Consider the following 18,280-nt stretch of genomic DNA (forward strand, 5'->3'; position numbering starts at 1 on the left):
CCTTAGGTTCAGTATTTAACCAAACTTGCAATAAAGAACCCGTCTGTATCAAAATAATGCGGGTATAAATTGACAAGACCTTCTTTGGAAAGCTGAACAGCCTTTTTATGTGTAAAGACCGGTTCAAGTTTGAACTCCTGGTGTTCTTTCAAAAATGCTTCGATCACTTCGTTGTTCTCTTTGAGTGTGATGGTACAGGTACTGTATATCAGTCGTCCGCCTTTTTTCAAAAGGGGTGCGACACTGTCCAGGATATCTCCCTGAACTTTCTGCAGAGCATAGATATCATCCAGTGTTTTCTGATATCTGATGTCCGGCTTCCGTTTCATCAATCCCAGACCGGAACACGGCGCATCGACAAGGATCTTATCGAATGACTGAGCCTCAAATGCATCGCTGACTTTTCTTGCATCCATCGGACGTGTCCTGATCAGTGATGACATTCCAAGACGTTCAGCATTTTCCTCAACTTTTTTCAGCTTGTTTTTATTCAGATCCAGAGCAGTGACAGATCCGGACGATCCGTCGAGATAAGAGGCCATATGTGTAGTCTTTCCGCCCGGTGCAGCACAGGCATCCAGGATATTGTCACCCTCGTCTATCTGCATCGCTTCTGCGACCAGCATGGAGCTTTCATCCTGAATCGTAATGGTGCCGTTTTTAAACAGTTCCGAGCTCACTGGCAGTCCGTTCTCGCATATCAGTCCATCTCTGGCGATCTGGCTCGGTCTGACTTCGTAGCCTTCATCATTTAATTGACCGATGACCTCGTCCATCGGCTTCATCTGAGTATTGACGCGCAGGCTCACTTTCGCTCGTTTAGATAAAGACTGAAGGATTTTTTCAGTTTCAACGATACCTACTTCTTCTATGAGGAGTTCGATCATCCAAACCGGAAAGCTGTATCTGATCGACAGGTACTTAACCGAGTCCGTGATTTTTTCAGGAGAACGCACACCCTGGCGGTCGATACTACGCAGGACACCATTGACGAATCCGGCAATCCCTTTGTGTCCCCTGGCTTTAGCAATACGCACCGCTTCGTTCACGGTCGCATGTGCAGGTACTTTATCCAGCTGGGTCATCTGATACAAGGAAAGTCTGAGCAGCTGTCTGACCCAGTTTTCAACTTTCTCCGGCTGTTTGATGAACGGCTCGAGCTGATAGTCCAGAAGCAGCTTGTTCTGGATCACGCCATATACGAGTTCCGTCAACAGTCCTCTATCCTTGTCTGACAACTGATTCTTTTTAACCGCTTCTGTGAGCAGCAGATTGCTGAAAGACTGATTCTTTTCGATTTTTTCCAGTATCGTAACAGCAATGTATCGGCTGCTGTGTTTCAGATTATTCGTTGTCAAAGTGCATTCCCTCTTTTAAATAATTTAAAGCACCAGCCAGAAAATCTCTGATCGGCATTTTCGGTTTGCCGAAAGGCTGAACTTCATGAAGTGACAAGGCTGTATCGTCTCCACAGGCCACGATGCATTCATTTTTATTCAACTCGACGATCGTTCCCGGCACCTCTTCATTCTTTCTCTTTATCGGTTCAGCTTTCCACAGTTTGAATCGCTGACCGCTCAAGAGCGTATAGGCACCCGGAAAAGGATTCATTCCCCGTATTTTGTTATGGATCGTTTCAGCTGATTCTTCCCAGTCGACCTTTTCTTCAGAAGGCTTGATCATTGGAGCATAAGTGACTTCGGATTCTTTTTGTTTCGTCGGAACGATTTCACCGCTGAACAGGTCAGGAAGCGTGTCCATCAGCAGATCCCTGCCGAGCAGACTGAGTTTATCAAATAAACTCCCGACTGTGTCTGTCTCTTCGATCGGCAGGCTTCGCTGTGAGAGGATATCTCCAGCATCCATTTCTTTCTCCATATACATGATCGTTACACCTGTCTCTGGTTCCCCGTTGATCAAGGCGTAATGGATCGGCGCAGCTCCTCTGTATTTCGGCAGGAGCGACGCATGGACATTGATCGCTTTGAATGGCGGTGTATGGAGCAGGACGGTCGGGACATATTGACCGTACGCGGCAGTAATCACCAGATCCGGGCTCAAATTTAAAATGTCTTTCAGTTCATCACTTCCAGACAATTTCTCAGGCTGGAAAACAGGAATATCGTATTCCAAAGCTTTTTTCTTGACGGGAGGAGCAGTCAGCCGTTTTTTTCTTCCGACTTTTCTATCCGGCTGTGTTACCACGCCGATCACTTCGCACAGAGAATTTTCTGCCAAAGCTTCCAGAATCGGGACTGAAAAATCCGGTGTGCCCATAAAAATAGCTTTATACATGTTAAAACCTCAATTCTAAATAAAGTCTAAAGGCTGATAATCTATCGATATAAAGATGCCTTTAGCCTGTTCTTTCTGCGTTTCCTGCAGTAACTGATGTATTTTATCTGTCAGTCCGGTCTCTTGTTTGTACTTGATCAGGACTTGAAAATGATAGCGGTTGTGCGTCCGGGCGATCGATTTAGGCGTAGGTCCAAGGACGATGGCTTTATCTGACAAGGCTGGACGGATATAATCCGTATACTGTCTGATTTTTTTGGCAGCCGTCATTTCATTTTCATGACTCACAGAGATCTTTAAAAGAAAATAGTACGGACTATATTCACTTATATGCCGTAAATGCATTTCTCTTTTATAGAATGAATCATAATCGTGCTGCTTGGCATACTGGATGGCATAATGTTCAGGATTATAAGACTGGATAATCACTTTGCCTTCTTTTTCTCCCCGCCCCGAACGACCGCTCACTTGAGTCAGCAGCTGGAACGTTTTTTCGGCAGAGCGGAAATCCGGCAATCCAAGAGCCGTATCTGCATTGATCACACCGACAAGCGTCACATCTGGAAAATCCAGACCTTTGGCGATCATCTGTGTGCCCAGCAGGATATTCGCTTCTTTTCTCTCAAACTGATTGAAGAGTTTTTCATGAGCACCTTTTTTACGGGTCGTATCCACATCCATGCGTATGATCCCCGCTTCCGGGATCAATTCCTTCAGTTCTTTTTCCACTTTTTGCGTGCCTGTGCCATAATACCGGATGGACCGGCTCTCACACTTCGGACACTTCTTGGGGATGCCTTCTTCATGTCCGCAGTAATGACACTTCATGGTCTTCGTGTCCATATGCAGCGTCTGAGAGATGTCACAGTTCGGGCATTCCAGTACATAACCGCAGTCTCGGCACATGACGAATGAGGAAAAGCCGCGTCTGTTCAAAAGGAGCACAGACTGTTCGTTCCGTTCGATCCGCTTTTTCAGACCGTCAAGCAGCGCTTCGGAAAAGATCGAATGGTTGCCGCTCTTCGCTTCTTCTCTCATGTCGATCACGTCGACTTCGGGCATGGGATAGTCATTGACACGACTTTTCAGTTCAAGAAGAGTATACACCTCTTTAGTTGCCCGGGCTCTGGACTCCAGAGAAGGCGTGGCACTGCCCAAAACGACCGGACAATCATGGTACTCGCCCCGCCAGATCGCCACATCTCTGGCATGGTATTTAGGAAATTCTTCCTGCTTGTAGCTTGTTTCGTGTTCCTCGTCTATAATAATGATGCCAATGTTCTTCAACGGTGCAAAGATACTTGAACGTGCACCGACGACAACTTTGGCTTCTTCTTTTTCTATCTTGCGCCATTCATCATACTTCTCGCCATTCGACAGGCCACTGTGCAGTACAGCCACCTGATCACCGAAACGGCTTTTGAAACGCTGGACCATCTGAGGGGTCAGAGCGATCTCGGGCACCAGCATAAGCGCGCCTTTATCTTTATCGATCACTTCAGAAATCGTCTGCAGGTAGACCTCTGTTTTCCCGCTTCCCGTGACTCCTTTTAGAAGAAAGACCTTGTGCTGCTCGTCTATGATCGTCTGATGGATCTCATTAAACGCGTGCGCCTGATCTTCCGTTAAGGACAATGGAGTGCTTCGTTCGAAAGTGCTTGAAGCGTAAGGATCCCGATATACTTCCTCATGATAAACCTCACACCAGCCTTTTTTGACGCCCGACTGGATAGTCGAGGAGGTTATCCCCCACTCTTTCAGTTCCGCATAAGTCAGTGCCGTTTCATTATCCGTAGACTGCAAGATATCCAAAAAGAGTTTCTGTTTTTTTGCATTGGACCGGATATCGGCCTTGATTTCTTCATAGGTCTCGAAACTCAGTATGGATCTGACTTTTTTTACTTTTTTGACTGCTGCTTTATCCTGTACATCATAGTCGATTTCGACTTTATCTTCTTTTTCCAGCTGAATGAGATGTGTTAAAGCGTTCTGCTTCTCTGCATCTTCCCAGCTCACTTCGTCTTTACCTTTAAAGACATCCCATAACAACGACTCAGGTATTTCATCAATGATTTTTATTTTTTTACTGTACTTGGCTCGCATCACTGCCGGCAGCATAGTCTGGTAACATTTGACCTGAAAACTGAATGTCTGATAGGCCAGAAATCCACCTAATCGAAGGAGTTCTTCTGTCAGGACCGGATAGCTATCCATCAAAGACTCGACAGGCTTCAATTCCATTTCCGTTGCCTTTTGTTCTTTGATTTCAACGACAAAACCCTGTATTTTTCTCGACCCGTTCCCAAAAGGAACAACGACCCGCATGCCTGGTTCTATGACGTCACTGAAAGCTTCAGGGATACTGTAAGTATAGGGTCTATTTGTCTGGAGCGTAGGGACATCCACTATTATATTAGCTACTAGAGACATGTGACTTCTCCTCTTAATTTAAAAATTCACTGATCCAATCGATAATGTCTTTTGCAATTTCTGTTTTTTCTTTGAGTTGAATGATCTGTGGCTCTCGAGCTTGACTGAAGAAAATCACTTCATTTTTGTCCACGTTAAACCCGCGGTCTTTCTTGCCCACATCGTTAGCCACGATCAGATCCGCCTTCTTTTCTTTCAGTTTCTTGTTTGCATACACTTCTATGTTGTCTGTTTCCGCCGCGAAACCGACCAGACACTGGGATGAATGTTTACGATTCCCCATCTCTTTCAAAATATCAGGGTTCTTTTTAAATGTTATAGTCAACTGATCCTGCTTTTTCATTTTATGCGGACTTGCCGTTTCTGGTGAATAATCAGATACCGCTGCAGCCATGACCAGTGCATCACTTGAATCAAAGCGGCTGGATACGGCATCATACATCTCTTCAGCGGATTCTACCCGGGCAACGGTAATATTCTCGGACACGTCTAACGAACTGGCAGTGATCAGCGTCACTTTGGCTCCACTTTCCCAGGCGGCCTCTGCTACTGCATGGCCCATTTTCCCAGAGGAATCATTGGAAATGAATCGGACGGGATCTATACGCTCCTTCGTTCCACCGGCAGTCACCAGCACAGATTTCCCTTTAAGCGGCAGATCCACGGCCGCTTCGCGTATAAACAGACGCAATTCGTCCACTATACGTTCCTGGGCCGGAAACCGGCCTTTTCCTGAATAACCTTCAGCCAGAAAGCCTTCATCAGGATTCATCACATACATCTGTCTTCCCCTAAGTGTTTCGATATTGGCCTGTGTTGCCTGATTCTCCCACATATGCTCATTCATTGCAGGGATGGTGAAAACAGGACAGGTGCTGGCTAGTAAAGCTGAGCTGACAAAATTATCAGCTATCCCATTAGCCAGTTTAGCCAGTGTATTCGCTGTCAATGGGGCAACGATCGCTAAATCTGCCCAGTCAGCAAAGTATATGTGATTGACCCGTTCGGGATCATCTTCTGAAAATGTATTGGTATAAACGGCGCTTTTACTTAAGACTTGAAAGGTCAATGGAGAGACGAACTGCGTCGCAGACTCCGTCATAGCGACTTTAACTTCTGCACCCGCTTTGATCAGCGTTCGCATCAGATCAACGACTTTATATACCGCTATTCCTCCAGTAACATACAGTGCTATTTTTTTCCCTTTTAACATCTATTACACCTCACACGTCTTTTTCTTATTTTATCAGTAAAACACATCGCTGTCTTTAACCATTCTGTCAATTTCGCATACTAGAAAAAACCTCTGCACTTGGTCTTTTAAAGAGATTCTCTTATAAAAGACCTAAAACAGAGGCTACTGATTATTTATTTTTCTATGCTGTCCGGATCGATAACTAAATCTCCCGAAATGATTTCCTCAAGGGATTTACCGACGTTTTTTACACTCTGATAGTCTTCCAGCATGTGTGTGTCATCTTCATTATGTAACTGTTTAGCTCGTTTAGCAGCTAAAATCACCAATGAATATTTAGAATTGATTTTTTTCAGTAAATCATCTTGTGAAGGGTATAATAACATTTATTCCATCTCCTCGATTATATGTGCGTACTCTTTCAGATTTCTTGTCACTTTCAAATGCTCGCTCTCAATGATATTGCGTATTTTTCGCGCAGCATTCTCAACGGTATCATTTTCAACAACATAATCATAGTACTGAATGAGCTTTAACTCTTCTACTGCTTTTTTCATTCTTTTTTCAATCATTTCATCGCTGTCTGTGCCGCGATTCACTATGCGGGAATTCAGTTCTTCCAGGTTAGGCGGGGATAGAAAAATAAAAATAGCTTCCGGCATTTTTTCTCTTACTTTCAATGCTCCTTGAACTTCGATTTCTAAAAAGACATCTCTTCCCTGATCCAAAGTCTGATTGACGTATTTCATCGGTGTGCCGTAATAATTACCTACATAATTAGCATATTCAAGCAAACCATCTTCTTCGATAAGTTTTTCGAACTCTTCTTTTGTTCTAAAGAAGTAATCGACACCTTCTACTTCACCTTCACGCTTTTTGCGTGTAGTCATTGAGATAGAATAATCAAAGTTATTGGAATGATTTTCGAAAATAGCTTTCCGTACTGTCCCTTTACCGACACCTGAGGGTCCAGATAATACGATGAGTAAACCACGATCTTCCATTTGAACTTCCTTCCTGACGCATACTATCTTTAAAAACTTATCCTCAATTCTACCATATTTCAGAGTGAAAATGAACTGATTTTTAAAATTATTCATTTTCTTTCGAAAATAAAAACTTGCAGTAAAGAGCCAGGATCAGAGGATATGGCTTCACTCTCATAATGATATTAAAAAGCGGGTGGTCCGAAGAAATCAAATCATCAGATATCCACCGGAGGATCTGTACAGTCATTCTGCGGTTAGACACTAGAGGCAACTGTTCAAAGAATTCTTTGCTCCATTCCTTTCCACTGAGGATATAGGAGGGTTCAAAGACTTCGATCGGCTGTTTTTCTTCAGCTTCCAGCAGTTTTCTCACTCTTTCCATTATCCGATCCTGAAAGTCGCTTATTACATACCTTTTATCAGGTGAAACTTTAAACGTTCTGCCGGTCATCTCAAGCAGAGCCAGCATAAGCGTGTTTTCATCGACCACTTTTCCCCATTTTCTTGATAGTTCCTTTAATAACGTTTTCTGGTAATTCTCCTTGTCGATCTGACTCAATAAATGACTGGAACGCTGGCCGATCAATAACTGATGTAGAGCAACATAGAATGCCTCTTTTTCAGTATCCTGACTTTCGGGATCGAATGTATACCAGTATCCCATGTAATCATTAGCATGCGCCTGTTTCATGGTTTCCAGATAGCCCAGTCGAATATTCAGTTCTGTCCTCTGCTTATCGAATAGCAGCGTATCTCCTAGAGGCCAGTTCGTTCTGATCCATATATACTCGCAATTATCGATACGCGGATCGCGTTTGAACAAATGCGGGCCATGGACATCCACTACAACCAGCTGGTCCGGCTGTTTATCCAGCGCCATATCGATCGGTATATTGTTTCCATAACCCCCGTCGATGTAAGGTATTCCGTTGATGTAATACTTTTCCATAGCCGGATAAAGTGCAGAGCTGGCAAGAAGATAATCTCTCAACTTGCCTTTTTCTATATCTTCCAGGTAAAAGTTTTCGACTTTCATTGTTTTAAAATTGACAGTAGAGAGACCAAATATGATACTTTTATTTCTTATTTCCTGCTCATCATCAATATATTTGATGACCATTTCTTTCAGAGGCTTGGTGCTCAATCCTTTTTCCTTAATGACTTTCATTATAAATTCTGAAACTGTTTTACCATAATCACCAAATCCCGCAACTTCTGCAGGAGATTCAAATCCCAGGATATCGTTTGTTTCGATTTCTTTCCACATCTTCTCAGCCGATTCCTGATCACCTAAGATGTATAGAGCACCATTCAAAGCCCCGACTGATGTCCCCGTGACGATATCAGCGTGGTAACCGAGCTCATCCAGTGCTTTCCACACACCTATTTCAAAAGCTCCTCTGGCACCCCCGCCGCCAAAAACGATGGCCCGTCTAACACTTTCTTTCTCAAAAAATGCCGGTTCCAATGAGATCCCCCTTTCATCATGCTTTTGATTTTCCGTATATTTATCAGCCGTTATTCGTAGTTATATTTATTATAACTCAAATACTCTATCAGAGTACAAAAAAACCACCGAAAGAAGTTAAATAACTTCTTTCAGTGGTTTGAATACTGCTGCATCTTATTAACCCATGTCCTTCACTTTCATCAGACGGGTGATTGCTGCACGTTCACTTTCATCCAGTTTCATTTGAATGAAGTAAATGGTTTCTTCAAGTTGAGGAATCGTCATATATTCCAATGCGTTTACACGACGTCTTGTTTTTTCGATTTCATCCGCCATCAGTTGACATGTTTTTTCAATTTCTGCCAATTCTAACATTTGCGGCATGACTTCTACAAGATATTCAAATGTCAAATCCAGTTCACCATTCGAATTTAAATAGCCGTATGTTAACTCTGTCGCATCATCGACACTTTCATCATATTGAAAGTTCATCTGAGGTACTCTGACACTCATAATGTTTCGACGCCCCATATTTAAAGAGACACTTCGTGTTGGAACAGCCATCAGTTCTTCGATATAGTTCTCATGTAATAATGACTTGGCCATCGCAAAAGACTGCATGGCTTTCTCCAGCTTTTCTTCTACAAGATTTCTCAATTCATTATTTTTTCTAATCAACTCAATAAACTGACGCATAAGCTCATCTTGTTTGTCTTTCAGGAGCTTATGACCACGACTTGCCAGACTTAAACGTTTCTTTAAGTTGGCAAGCTCCATACGAGTGGGGTTGACGTCTAACTTGGCCATTTACCTCACTCTCCTTTGGGCATATATTTGTCTAACATATCGTCTTTAATACGTTTCAATTCAGGTCTTGGGAGAACTCTCAGTAAGTCCCAGCCTAAATCCAGAGTTTCTTCGATCGATCTGTCCGTGTAGTTACCCTGGTTAACATATTCTTTCTCAAATTTATTTGTAAATTCAACGTATTTCTTATCTGAATCAGACAAGGCAGCTTCACCAAGAACTGCAGACAATTCTTTGGCTTCTTTACCTTCGGCATAAGCAGAGAATATCTGGTTCATGGTTGGTGCATGGTCTTCACGTGTTTTGCCTTCACCAGTCCCTTTGTCTTTCAGACGGGACAAGGATGGCAGGACATCGATTGGAGGCTGATAACCCTGGTTATAAAGTTCACGCGACAGGATGATCTGTCCCTCAGTGATATACCCTGTCAAGTCAGGAATCGGGTGAGTGATGTCATCTTCCGGCATGGTCAGGATAGGGATCTGAGTTACTGATCCTTTTGTTCCTTCCAGTCTTCCGGCACGTTCATACAAGGTCGCCAAGTTGGTATATAGATACCCTGGGTACCCACGACGACCAGGAACTTCACGACGGGCAGCTGAGATCTCACGCAAAGCTTCTGCGTAGTTCGTCATATCCGTCATGATAACAAGAACGTGCATGTCTTTTTCAAAGGCCAGATATTCAGCCGCTGTCAAAGCCATACGAGGAGTCGCGATACGTTCGATCGCCGGGTCATTAGCCAGATTGATGAATAGTACAGAACGGTCGATCGCGCCTGTTTCTTTAAAGTCGTTCATAAAGAATTCAGCTTCCTCGAAGGTGATCCCGATAGCTGCGAAAACAACCGCAAATTTTTCATCTTTATTTGTAACGCTGGCTTGTCTGGCTATTTGAGCAGCCAGTTCTTTATGGGGTAGTCCAGAACCAGAGAATACCGGTAGTTTTTGTCCACGTACCAGTGTATTCAGGTGGTCGATCGTTGAAATACCCGTCTGAATAAACTCATCCGGATATTCACGCGCGATCGGATTGATTGCCTGTCCATTGATATCCAAACTTTTTTCCGGAATCAGATCCGGTCCGCCATCGTTCACGCGTCCCATGCCGTCAAATGTACGGCCGATCATATCTTCTGAGACGTCAAGAGATAGAGGCTTTCCAAGGAAACGAACCTTCGTCTCATCCAAGTTGATACCAGATGATCCTTCAAACAACTGAACGACAGCTTTATCGCCATTGATTTCCAGTACTTGTCCACGACGACGTTCACCTGTCTGGAGTTCGATATCTACTAATTCGTCGAATTTAACTCCTTCAACACCTTGAACGGTCATTAACGGTCCAACGATTTCAGAAACTGTTTTATATTCTTTAAGCATCTGATTCTACACCACCTTTCTCAAGTACTACTTTCATATCGTTTTCGATTTGTGTGTTTATTTCTTGAATGCGGGATAATTCTTCTTCAGGAACAAATTTCATACGTCCGATTCTTTCACGTACGTCTTCGGTCCCTTTAATGATTTCGTCGTAGTATGCGCCTAGATCCATTGCCTTTTCGGCTTCCTGCTGATACTTAAGGATAGCATTCAGCATTTCATACTGTTTATTTCTGGATGTATAGGTATCGACATCATCAAAGGCATTCTGCTGCAGATAGTCTTCACGGACCATACGAGCTGTGACCAGTTTCAACCGGTCTCTTTCAGATAAGGATTCCACACCGACCAGACGAACGATTTCCTGCAGTTCCGACTCATCCTGAAGCAATGACTTAGTATGGGTGACCATACCGCTCCAGTCGACGTTCAGTTTACTGCCGACAAAGGAATTCATATCATTCGAATATAGTGAATATGAATTCAGCCAGTTGATAGACGGGAAGTGACGACGCTGCGCCAGCGAGCTGTCCAGACCCCAGAATACTTTAGCGACACGCAAAGTGTTCTGCGTAACAGGTTCAGATGTATCTCCCCCTGGAGGTGATACGGCTCCGATCGCTGTGATACTTCCTTCTCTGCCGGTGCTTCCTAAGGAAACGACTTTTCCGGCACGTTCATAGTACTCAGCTATACGACTTCCTAGATAAGCAGGATACCCTTCATCACCAGGCATTTCTTCAAGACGTCCAGACATCTCACGCAGAGCCTCGGCCCAACGGGATGTTGAATCAGCCATGATCGCGACTGAATAACCCATGTCACGGAAATATTCTGCAATCGTGATACCGGTATAAATAGAAGCCTCACGGGCTGCCACCGGCATGTTAGACGTGTTAGCGATCAGCACAGTTCTAGCCATGATCGATTCGCCAGTATTCGGGTCGATCAGTTCAGGGAATTCATTAATAACGTCGGTCATTTCATTCCCACGTTCACCACAACCTACGTAGACAACTAAGTCAACGTCGGCCCATTTAGCGATCTGATGCTGAACAACTGTTTTACCCGCTCCGAACGGACCTGGTACAGCAGCTGCGCCACCCTTAGCTACAGGGAACAAGGTATCGATAACACGCTGACCAGTGATAAGTGGTTCGACCGGATTCAGTTTTTCTGCAATCGGTCTACCCTGACGTACAGGCCATTTCTGAATCATTGTAAATTCTTTATCGCCTTGATCAGTTTCTAAGACATAAATCGTATCGGTAACAGTGAAAGACCCTGTTTCGATCGATTTCAATTTCCCTTTAACACCATATGGAACCATGATGCGATGTTCGATAACGTTTGTTTCCTGAACGGTCCCCACGATATCGCCTTCAGTCAAATCTGTCCCGACTTCTACAGAAGGAACAAACTCCCATTTTTTATCACGATTCAATGGGGCAATAGTCATTCCTCTTTCAAGGTAATTACTTTGCGTTTTTTCCATAAATTCATCAAGAGGTCTCTGGATCCCGTCAAACATCTGTGAAATCATACCGGGTGCTAATTCTACTGATAAAGCTTCTCCAGTCGTTTCCACAGTTTCGCCAGGTCCGACCATTGATGTTTCTTCATAAACCTGAATTGAGGCTACGTCGCCTCTCATTTCAATAATTTCGCCGATCAGTCCTAATTCACCTACTCGACAAATATCTTGTATATTTGCTGTTTCCATACCACTAGCTGTAACCAGTGGGCCGGAAACACTCACAATCGTTCCTTTACTCAAATTCGTACCCTCCTATAAGATATTTTGACCCACAGCTTTTTCCACATTATCCTGGACACGTTTTTTACCGATTCCTCGTGACCCGGCATGATTCGGGATCAAAATGATGGCAGGTTTCATTTTTGCATCGTAGCGTGTAATGGTTTCTGGTATCATCTCTGCCAATTGTTCTGTTAAATATATTACTCCATAATCTTTATCTGCCATACTGTCGATGATACGGCGCGCTTCTTTAGCTTCAGATGCGAAAGACACAGAGAATCCAAGCATTTTAAAAGCCAATACGGACTCTTTATCTCCAACAACACCAATTTTATTAGGCATAGTTTAATCGCATCCTTTCTCTAATTTCATCCGCGGTCAAGCCATTCTCTTTACCTGAAAGAATCAAGCGCAAATTCATCACTTCTGTTTCTTTCGCATACAGATAAGCAATAACAGGCTTTGGCCCAAATGATTCCAGACGTGCTTCGCGCATTTTTTCCATGTAAGCTTTGTCGGTCTCATAGTCAACATTGACCGTTGACAATTCTCCGGTATCCTTATCGATCGCTCTATTTACGATATCACGATAATCAGTCTTTTTATAGTACTCGGCTACAGCATTTAGATCTTTTTCAACTAGCTCAAGCAAATCTGCTTTCGGTATGGATCCGGAACTTGACAAAATCGTCAGCATAAAGTTGCGCGTACGATTCTGCTGTATCCCTCTAACAAGTGTTGAAAAATTATTATAATCGATGTGGCGTTCAATCAATTCCGGCACACCAGATTCGCCAGTTTCATCAGCTAATAGACGGGCATGTGTAAAATAGCGTCTGTCCAGTATGATGTCTACTGCCTGCACATTGTGGTATTCCTCATAATCAGTTTTCACTTCGTTTATACTGTTCATATATTCTTCAGGTAGAACGTCTGACTCTCGTGTACGAACAGCCTGACGTAATTCAGAGATGGGATACCGTCCGATAGGAATAAACAAATGATCCAAATCCTGATCAGTTATTTCTTCCTTAAAAAGGACTTTCATGTTGTGATATGCATAGCGTAATCCAAAAAGTTCAATCAATTCCTTGTTCGGTACAATATTAAGCATCTCATTATACGTCTGATGCAGCTCATTCATGAACATTGAGTCGTAATTTTTGTCTTCTTTTATTCTATCAACATCATTACGATAAGGTGTTTCACGAAGTACATTAACAGCCTCTTCAAATGAATCTGCTGTCAGCATTCTTTCAAAATGAGCACGAGTGAGGAGGTTGTTCTCGTAGACACGTATGAGAACATTACTTGAACTATAAGCGGTATCTTTCAAATCTTTCTCCTCCTTAATTGAATAATTCTTTAGCTATGATGCGAATGAGCTCCGATCTTGAATCTTCGATCAATGCATCGAACATGAAGTTGTACTCGACTCCTTCTTTCTGCACAAGTACACCTGCTTTATCATCAACGGTTTCGTTTGAAAGTGTTGCCTGCAGCTGCGTACCCGTTGTTTCATCGATCCATTCCTGAGAAACAAGACCAGATGTTTTTTCTCCTAATATGAGTTCAACGCTGCCTTCAGTTTTGAACTGAGTCAGGATGTCAGCAAGAAATTTCTTGAATGCAGGGGCCTGAATCTGATTCAGTTCCTGATTCGCATCTTCCAATACTTTTGAAAGAACCCTTTGTTTTGCTGCTAGGATATTGTTTCTTTTCTGAACTTCTAACGTGTTTAGACGTATTTTATACTTTTGTTGAGTCTGTTCATCGATTGTTTGTTTACGTACAATTTTATCTTGTTCTTCTTTTGCACGAGCAGCCTGGATCTCGTCTTCAGCATTTTCACGTGCTTCTTCTACACGCTGACGGATCGCTGTTTTTTCTTTCTCAACAACTCTTTCTGTCAACAGTTTTAAATCTGCCATACTGAACCTCCTTAGTAGTTCTTTTTTTACGAAGAGTATAGACCTGAAAAGGACTATACTCTGTTAAAGAAGTGATTCTATTTTGGTATTATAAGATAATCATTACTAAGGAAATAACGAAACCTAGAATTGCGTAAGTCTCAACCATCGCTGAGTAGATGATCCCTTTAGTTGTATGTTCTGGTTTTTGAGCCAAGATCTGCATAGCAGCTGCAGAAACGCGTCCTTGGTTACCACCAGAAGATAAACTTGTGATCCCAACTGGAAGACCAGCCATCAATAAATACCATCCTTGAGATACAGCCATGTCAGGAGTGATTTCAAGCAGGATCAACAGCCCGATTACGAAACCGTAAAGACCTTGTGTTGCTGGTAGCATTTGTAGTACCAATGCACGACCAAATGATTCTGGTTGTTCTTTAGTTAAAGCTGCTGCTGCTTCACCGGCAGTTGAAACCCCGCGTGATGAACCGATTCCTGAAAAGATAACTGCTACTGCAATCCCTATCGCCGCAAATACCTGACCCATGTTGTCTCCGAAAAGTGTTTGTACAAAATCCATAATTTATTCCTCCATTTTATAATTAGCTTCTTTTTTTAACCATATATGTTTTTCAAGTGTTCTCAGAGGAAGCAACGGTTTGCCGCCACCCTCAAAGAATTTACCGAAAAATTCTACATATTGTAACCTAGATGAATGAACATACGCACTTAAGAAAGCCAGTGCAATATTTAAAGCCTGTAATGCAATGATCAGTACGACACCGACAGTGAATCTGATCAACGGTGGCAAGAAACCGATGATCAGGTTAAATGCCATAGCAATGTTCGCACTTGCTACACCAAGAGCCATTAATCGCGTATAACTTACGATATCTCCGATATAGCCAGAGACTCCATATAAGTTATATAGACCGAGTCCAAACCCAAGTCCTTTGTTCTTGCTTGAGATAGTGGAAACGACTAGAATACCGACTACATTGAGCAATGCCAGACCAATACCGATTTGAGACAGTAAAGAAACATCCCAGACCATTGACCCCAGCACATAGAGCACGACACCTACGAGCATCATAGCCCATGCATACCCATCGATATAACTTGAGGCTCTCTGTCCTTGACGCCCTTTGATGATACCATTCATGATCAAGCCGAATACCAACTGGAAAATTCCGATGGCGACGGAAATGATCATAATCTCAATTACATCGTCTTGAAGAGAAAGCACTTGTATGGGCAGTTCTATCCCGAAGAAACTTCCGAAAAATAATCCAAAAGCCATAGTCGGATACGAAAGTATATACAGGAACTTGAGAAATCTTTTTGTAGACCCTTCAATGTTAAAGTATTTTAAAGCACCAAACGTTGCAACCCATAATATTAGACCATAACCCAGATCGGCACCGATCATCCCAAAGAAAATCAGAAAGAACGGGAACATATAAGGAGTAGGATCGACTTCATTGTATTGTGGGTAACTGAACATCTCAGTGATCATTTCAAACGGCTGAATTAATTTGTTGTTCTTAAGAACAATAGGTACATCTCTGTATTCTTCCATCTTAATTTCATCCGTGAGTATAACAACATCGTTTTCACCGACTGCCAGGTTGATGCTGGACTTCAATTCCTCAACTTTTTCTTCCTCTATCCATCCAGTCAACATGAACAAGTGAGGACTATCGACGAGGATATCCTTCGCTTTGTTTCTTTCGGATAAATTGTAATAGTATTCTTCCGCTAACTGCAAGTCTTTATAAACTGACTTCCAGCCTTCCATTTCTTTTTTATGATCAGCCAGCGTCTCTCTTTTTTCTTTCTGTTCCAGCAGATTTCTGTACAGCGCATCTTCCGGCAGCATTTCGTAGTCATAGTTTAGTTCTTGAAAACTGTACTGACTGATACTATCCGTCAATGTTTCCACATCATCTTTAGGAAGAATAAAGAGATACGCCACTTCATCACTGCGTCTGTATACTTCCTCGTAATATATCTTGCCATTTTCTTTCAATGTATCGATAAGGGGCTCGGCATGCTCTATATCTACCGTACCGATCATGATGTGCATCAGGTTGAACCGGTCGACTTCATTCGGCATGAAATTAAGTCCCCGCCATTTTCTCAGGAACTGTTCTTCTTGTTTTAATCTTTTAAGCTCTTCGCCGAGTGTATTTATTTCCTGTTCTTTAACTGACACAAGATCGAGTGATGTATCTATGTTCGCCGCCTCAACATGTGTTTCCAATTCGGAGAGCGTATAAACGTCTCTTTTAGATTTCAGTTTTTCGATCAGGCCCGGCTGAATAACGTAGTCATCCAGGTAATCGATAGCATACTCGATATCCTGAAGTTTCCCCTGTAGATCCTGGGTTTTTGAAACAGGTGTTTCTCTTATGAACTCTTTTAGTAAATCTTCATCGTCTTTATCAGCAAGTGAAGTAACTTCGAGACTCTGCATCTCCTGTACTCTTTTTAAAACATCCTCTTTATGAGCATGTTCTGCTAATAATGTCAACTTTTTCATTTTAGCTATTGCCATATCGACGCAATACCTCCTCTGCTATTCGATTGGCTAACACATCTTTTTTTTCTTTATAAGCAACATCGAACTTAACGGTCTCAGCCTGAACGGCTTCTTCCATTTCCTGCTCATCTTTTTCCAAGGCCTGTCTCATTTCATCGTGTTTCTTTTCCTTGTAGGCTTCCACTTCCTGTTTCGTGATTGCCTGATGATGTGAGATTTCCTCTTCTTTTTTTGCATTTATTTCCTTGATTTCCGCCTTAGCGTTAGCACGCAGCTCTTCTACTCTCGCTTCAGCTTCTTTAACATAATTTATAGCTTCCCGGTTCATTTTCTTCCCCCTTTCAAAAAAAGTGGGCGCAGCTAACAAGCTTCTTCTCACCCCAGAAGAAATTATCCTTGAAAGCTAACGCCCAACCGTATAAAAATTATTATTTATGTCCTACTCTAGAATAATACCATACAACATATGACTTGTCAACTAGTATACTAGTTTTCCGGGTTGGGTTAAGCTTATTGTATTAATTTATGGAATCAGTCTGTTCGACTGTGCCCATAACTGAAAACAGCAATCGAACCAAAGCCTGTATGTGCCGCTACTGTCGGACCATAACTGGAAACTATCATTTCTTTTGGACTGACTCTTTCAAGTATTTTATCCCTGATCAATTCAGCTTCCTCTTGTACACCGACATGGCCAATGAAAATCGAGTGGTTTTCAGGATCGTTCACGCCCTTGATCGTCTGTTCGACAAGATAGTTTAGGGATTTTTTCCTGCCTCTCAATTTAGTAGCTGGTACAAGTCTGCCTTCGGGATCCATAATAAGGATCGGTTTGACATGAAGCAGAGAACCCACTGTAGCAGCCGTGGAAGAGATTCTGCCACCACGATGCAGGTGTTTGATATCATCGACTGTCACCCAGGAATGATAATTCAGTTTATTTTCTTCCACCCAGTCAATGAGTTCTTCTTTCGTATACCCTTCTTCCTGCTTCTGGACCGCCTCATAAACCAGCAGCCCTTGCCCAAGACTGGCAGCTTTCGTGTCTATAATATCTATATCCACTTCACCAAACTCTTCCTCGAGCATTCTTTTAGCCTGAACGGCTGAGTTGAATGAGCCTGACAGAGCTGAAGAAAAAGCTAAGTAAAGAACCGGCATCCCCTGCTCAATATAATGTTTGAATTTCTCTAAGTATGAATGCACGTTGACTTGAGAAGTGGAGGCCGTTTCTCCTTCTTTGAGACGTTGAAAAAAATCCTCTTTATCAAATTTTTCTCCCATGTCATCTGCTAATTCTTCATCGCCGATTCTAATAGTAAAATTGACGATCGCCAGATTATATCTCTCGACCAGCTCTAAAGGCAAATCACTACAAGAATCAGTAATAATCTGGTAGTTCATATTTTTAATCACCCCTTTTTCACTACACTTTATATTATACTTATTCCGTCAATAAATAGAAACAATATCCACTAAATAAAATAAATTCCATTGACGAATGTATGTTCGTTAGAT

Annotated in this window: 17 protein-coding genes and 1 other annotated feature; all 17 genes read right to left on the bottom strand. The window is 42.6% G+C overall.

Annotation, left to right across the window (positions count from 1 at the left end; translation table 11 throughout):
- Positions 1-8 precede the first annotated feature (8 nt).
- The 17 genes from rsmB to BMX84_RS00660 all read right to left on the bottom strand — a co-directional run bounded on the left by rsmB (position 9) and on the right by BMX84_RS00660 (position 18,166).
- Entirely contained in the window at positions 9-1,358 is a 1,350-nt protein-coding gene (rsmB, locus tag BMX84_RS00580; protein WP_091485935.1) for a 16S rRNA (cytosine(967)-C(5))-methyltransferase RsmB, read from the bottom strand.
- The gene (gene fmt / locus BMX84_RS00585) at positions 1,345-2,295 is read right to left on the bottom strand and encodes a methionyl-tRNA formyltransferase (protein WP_091485938.1); all 951 of its coding nucleotides are present in this window, start codon (positions 2,293-2,295) and stop codon (positions 1,345-1,347) included. Before fmt ends, rsmB begins: the two co-directional genes overlap by 14 nt.
- Positions 2,296-2,310: 15 nt before the next feature.
- Positions 2,311-4,725, bottom strand: a complete 2,415-nt coding sequence (priA, locus tag BMX84_RS00590) for a primosomal protein N' (RefSeq protein ID WP_091485942.1) — start codon at positions 4,723-4,725, stop codon at positions 2,311-2,313.
- Between the two features lie 13 nt (positions 4,726-4,738).
- Positions 4,739-5,938 carry a bifunctional phosphopantothenoylcysteine decarboxylase/phosphopantothenate--cysteine ligase CoaBC gene (gene coaBC / locus BMX84_RS00595; RefSeq protein WP_091485944.1) on the bottom strand — a complete coding sequence of 400 codons (1,200 nt, stop codon included), beginning with the start codon at positions 5,936-5,938 and terminating at the stop codon, positions 4,739-4,741.
- Between the two features lie 155 nt (positions 5,939-6,093).
- Entirely contained in the window at positions 6,094-6,306 is a 213-nt protein-coding gene (gene rpoZ, locus BMX84_RS00600) for a DNA-directed RNA polymerase subunit omega (protein ID WP_091485947.1), read from the bottom strand.
- A complete protein-coding gene (gene gmk, locus BMX84_RS00605) occupies positions 6,307-6,924 on the bottom strand; it encodes a guanylate kinase (protein WP_091485949.1) in 618 nt (205 codons plus the stop codon).
- Positions 6,925-7,012: 88 nt separating this feature from the next.
- Positions 7,013-8,377 carry a patatin-like phospholipase family protein gene (locus BMX84_RS00610; protein WP_177165406.1) on the bottom strand — a complete coding sequence of 455 codons (1,365 nt, stop codon included), beginning with the start codon at positions 8,375-8,377 and terminating at the stop codon, positions 7,013-7,015.
- A gap of 159 nt (positions 8,378-8,536) precedes the next feature.
- Positions 8,537-9,166, bottom strand: coding sequence for a V-type ATP synthase subunit D (locus tag BMX84_RS00615; protein WP_091485954.1), 630 nt, complete (start codon positions 9,164-9,166; stop codon positions 8,537-8,539).
- Between the two features lie 5 nt (positions 9,167-9,171).
- On the bottom strand, positions 9,172-10,548 hold the full coding sequence (locus BMX84_RS00620; RefSeq protein WP_091485957.1) for a V-type ATP synthase subunit B: 1,377 nt from the start codon (positions 10,546-10,548) through the stop codon (positions 9,172-9,174).
- Positions 10,541-12,325 carry a V-type ATP synthase subunit A gene (locus tag BMX84_RS00625; RefSeq protein ID WP_091485959.1) on the bottom strand — a complete coding sequence of 595 codons (1,785 nt, stop codon included), beginning with the start codon at positions 12,323-12,325 and terminating at the stop codon, positions 10,541-10,543. Before BMX84_RS00625 ends, BMX84_RS00620 begins: the two co-directional genes overlap by 8 nt.
- Positions 12,326-12,337: 12 nt before the next feature.
- Entirely contained in the window at positions 12,338-12,649 is a 312-nt protein-coding gene (locus tag BMX84_RS00630; RefSeq protein ID WP_091485962.1) for a V-type ATP synthase subunit F, read from the bottom strand.
- Positions 12,642-13,643 carry a V-type ATPase subunit gene (locus tag BMX84_RS00635; protein ID WP_091485965.1) on the bottom strand — a complete coding sequence of 334 codons (1,002 nt, stop codon included), beginning with the start codon at positions 13,641-13,643 and terminating at the stop codon, positions 12,642-12,644. The genes BMX84_RS00630 and BMX84_RS00635 overlap by 8 nt, the downstream gene beginning before the upstream one ends.
- A gap of 13 nt (positions 13,644-13,656) precedes the next feature.
- Entirely contained in the window at positions 13,657-14,238 is a 582-nt protein-coding gene (locus tag BMX84_RS00640; RefSeq protein WP_091485968.1) for a V-type ATP synthase subunit E family protein, read from the bottom strand.
- A gap of 88 nt (positions 14,239-14,326) precedes the next feature.
- Complete coding sequence (locus BMX84_RS00645; RefSeq protein ID WP_177165417.1) at positions 14,327-14,803, bottom strand: V-type ATP synthase subunit K; 477 nt, start codon at positions 14,801-14,803, stop codon at positions 14,327-14,329.
- Positions 14,804-16,777: a V-type ATP synthase subunit I gene (locus BMX84_RS00650; RefSeq protein ID WP_091485973.1), complete on the bottom strand. Its 1,974-nt coding sequence runs from the start codon at positions 16,775-16,777 to the stop codon at positions 14,804-14,806. It abuts the gene before it with no gap.
- Entirely contained in the window at positions 16,764-17,090 is a 327-nt protein-coding gene (locus tag BMX84_RS00655; protein ID WP_091485976.1) for a hypothetical protein, read from the bottom strand. Before BMX84_RS00655 ends, BMX84_RS00650 begins: the two co-directional genes overlap by 14 nt.
- A gap of 41 nt (positions 17,091-17,131) precedes the next feature.
- Positions 17,132-17,178, bottom strand: a sequence feature (sodium ion sensor (DUF1646 type); this cis-regulatory element may regulate processes involved in with the transportation of sodium ions).
- Between the two features lie 115 nt (positions 17,179-17,293).
- Complete coding sequence (locus BMX84_RS00660) at positions 17,294-18,166, bottom strand: DegV family protein (protein ID WP_091485979.1); 873 nt, start codon at positions 18,164-18,166, stop codon at positions 17,294-17,296.
- Between the last annotated feature and the right edge of the window lie 114 nt (positions 18,167-18,280).

It is taken from the genome of Alkalibacterium putridalgicola, assembly GCF_900109825.1.
Classification (GTDB): Bacteria; Bacillota; Bacilli; order Lactobacillales; family Carnobacteriaceae_A; genus Alkalibacterium; species Alkalibacterium putridalgicola.

Excerpts from the sequence above, each read along its gene's own strand:
- BMX84_RS00650 (WP_091485973.1), bottom strand. The coding sequence starts at position 16,777 with ATGGCAATAGCTAAAATGAAAAAGTTGACATTATTAGCAGAACATGCT.
- BMX84_RS00640 (WP_091485968.1), bottom strand. The coding sequence starts at position 14,238 with ATGGCAGATTTAAAACTGTTGACAGAAAGAGTTGTTGAGAAAGAAAAA.
- rpoZ (WP_091485947.1), bottom strand. The coding sequence starts at position 6,306 with ATGTTATTATACCCTTCACAAGATGATTTACTGAAAAAAATCAATTCT.
- BMX84_RS00655 (WP_091485976.1), bottom strand. The coding sequence starts at position 17,090 with ATGAACCGGGAAGCTATAAATTATGTTAAAGAAGCTGAAGCGAGAGTA.
- coaBC (WP_091485944.1), bottom strand. The coding sequence starts at position 5,938 with ATGTTAAAAGGGAAAAAAATAGCACTGTATGTTACTGGAGGAATAGCG.
- priA (WP_091485942.1), bottom strand. The coding sequence starts at position 4,725 with ATGTCTCTAGTAGCTAATATAATAGTGGATGTCCCTACGCTCCAGACA.
- BMX84_RS00660 (WP_091485979.1), bottom strand. The coding sequence starts at position 18,166 with ATGAACTACCAGATTATTACTGATTCTTGTAGTGATTTGCCTTTAGAG.
- fmt (WP_091485938.1), bottom strand. The coding sequence starts at position 2,295 with ATGTATAAAGCTATTTTTATGGGCACACCGGATTTTTCAGTCCCGATT.
- BMX84_RS00615 (WP_091485954.1), bottom strand. The coding sequence starts at position 9,166 with ATGGCCAAGTTAGACGTCAACCCCACTCGTATGGAGCTTGCCAACTTA.
- BMX84_RS00630 (WP_091485962.1), bottom strand. The coding sequence starts at position 12,649 with ATGCCTAATAAAATTGGTGTTGTTGGAGATAAAGAGTCCGTATTGGCT.
- gmk (WP_091485949.1), bottom strand. The coding sequence starts at position 6,924 with ATGGAAGATCGTGGTTTACTCATCGTATTATCTGGACCCTCAGGTGTC.
- BMX84_RS00620 (WP_091485957.1), bottom strand. The coding sequence starts at position 10,548 with ATGCTTAAAGAATATAAAACAGTTTCTGAAATCGTTGGACCGTTAATG.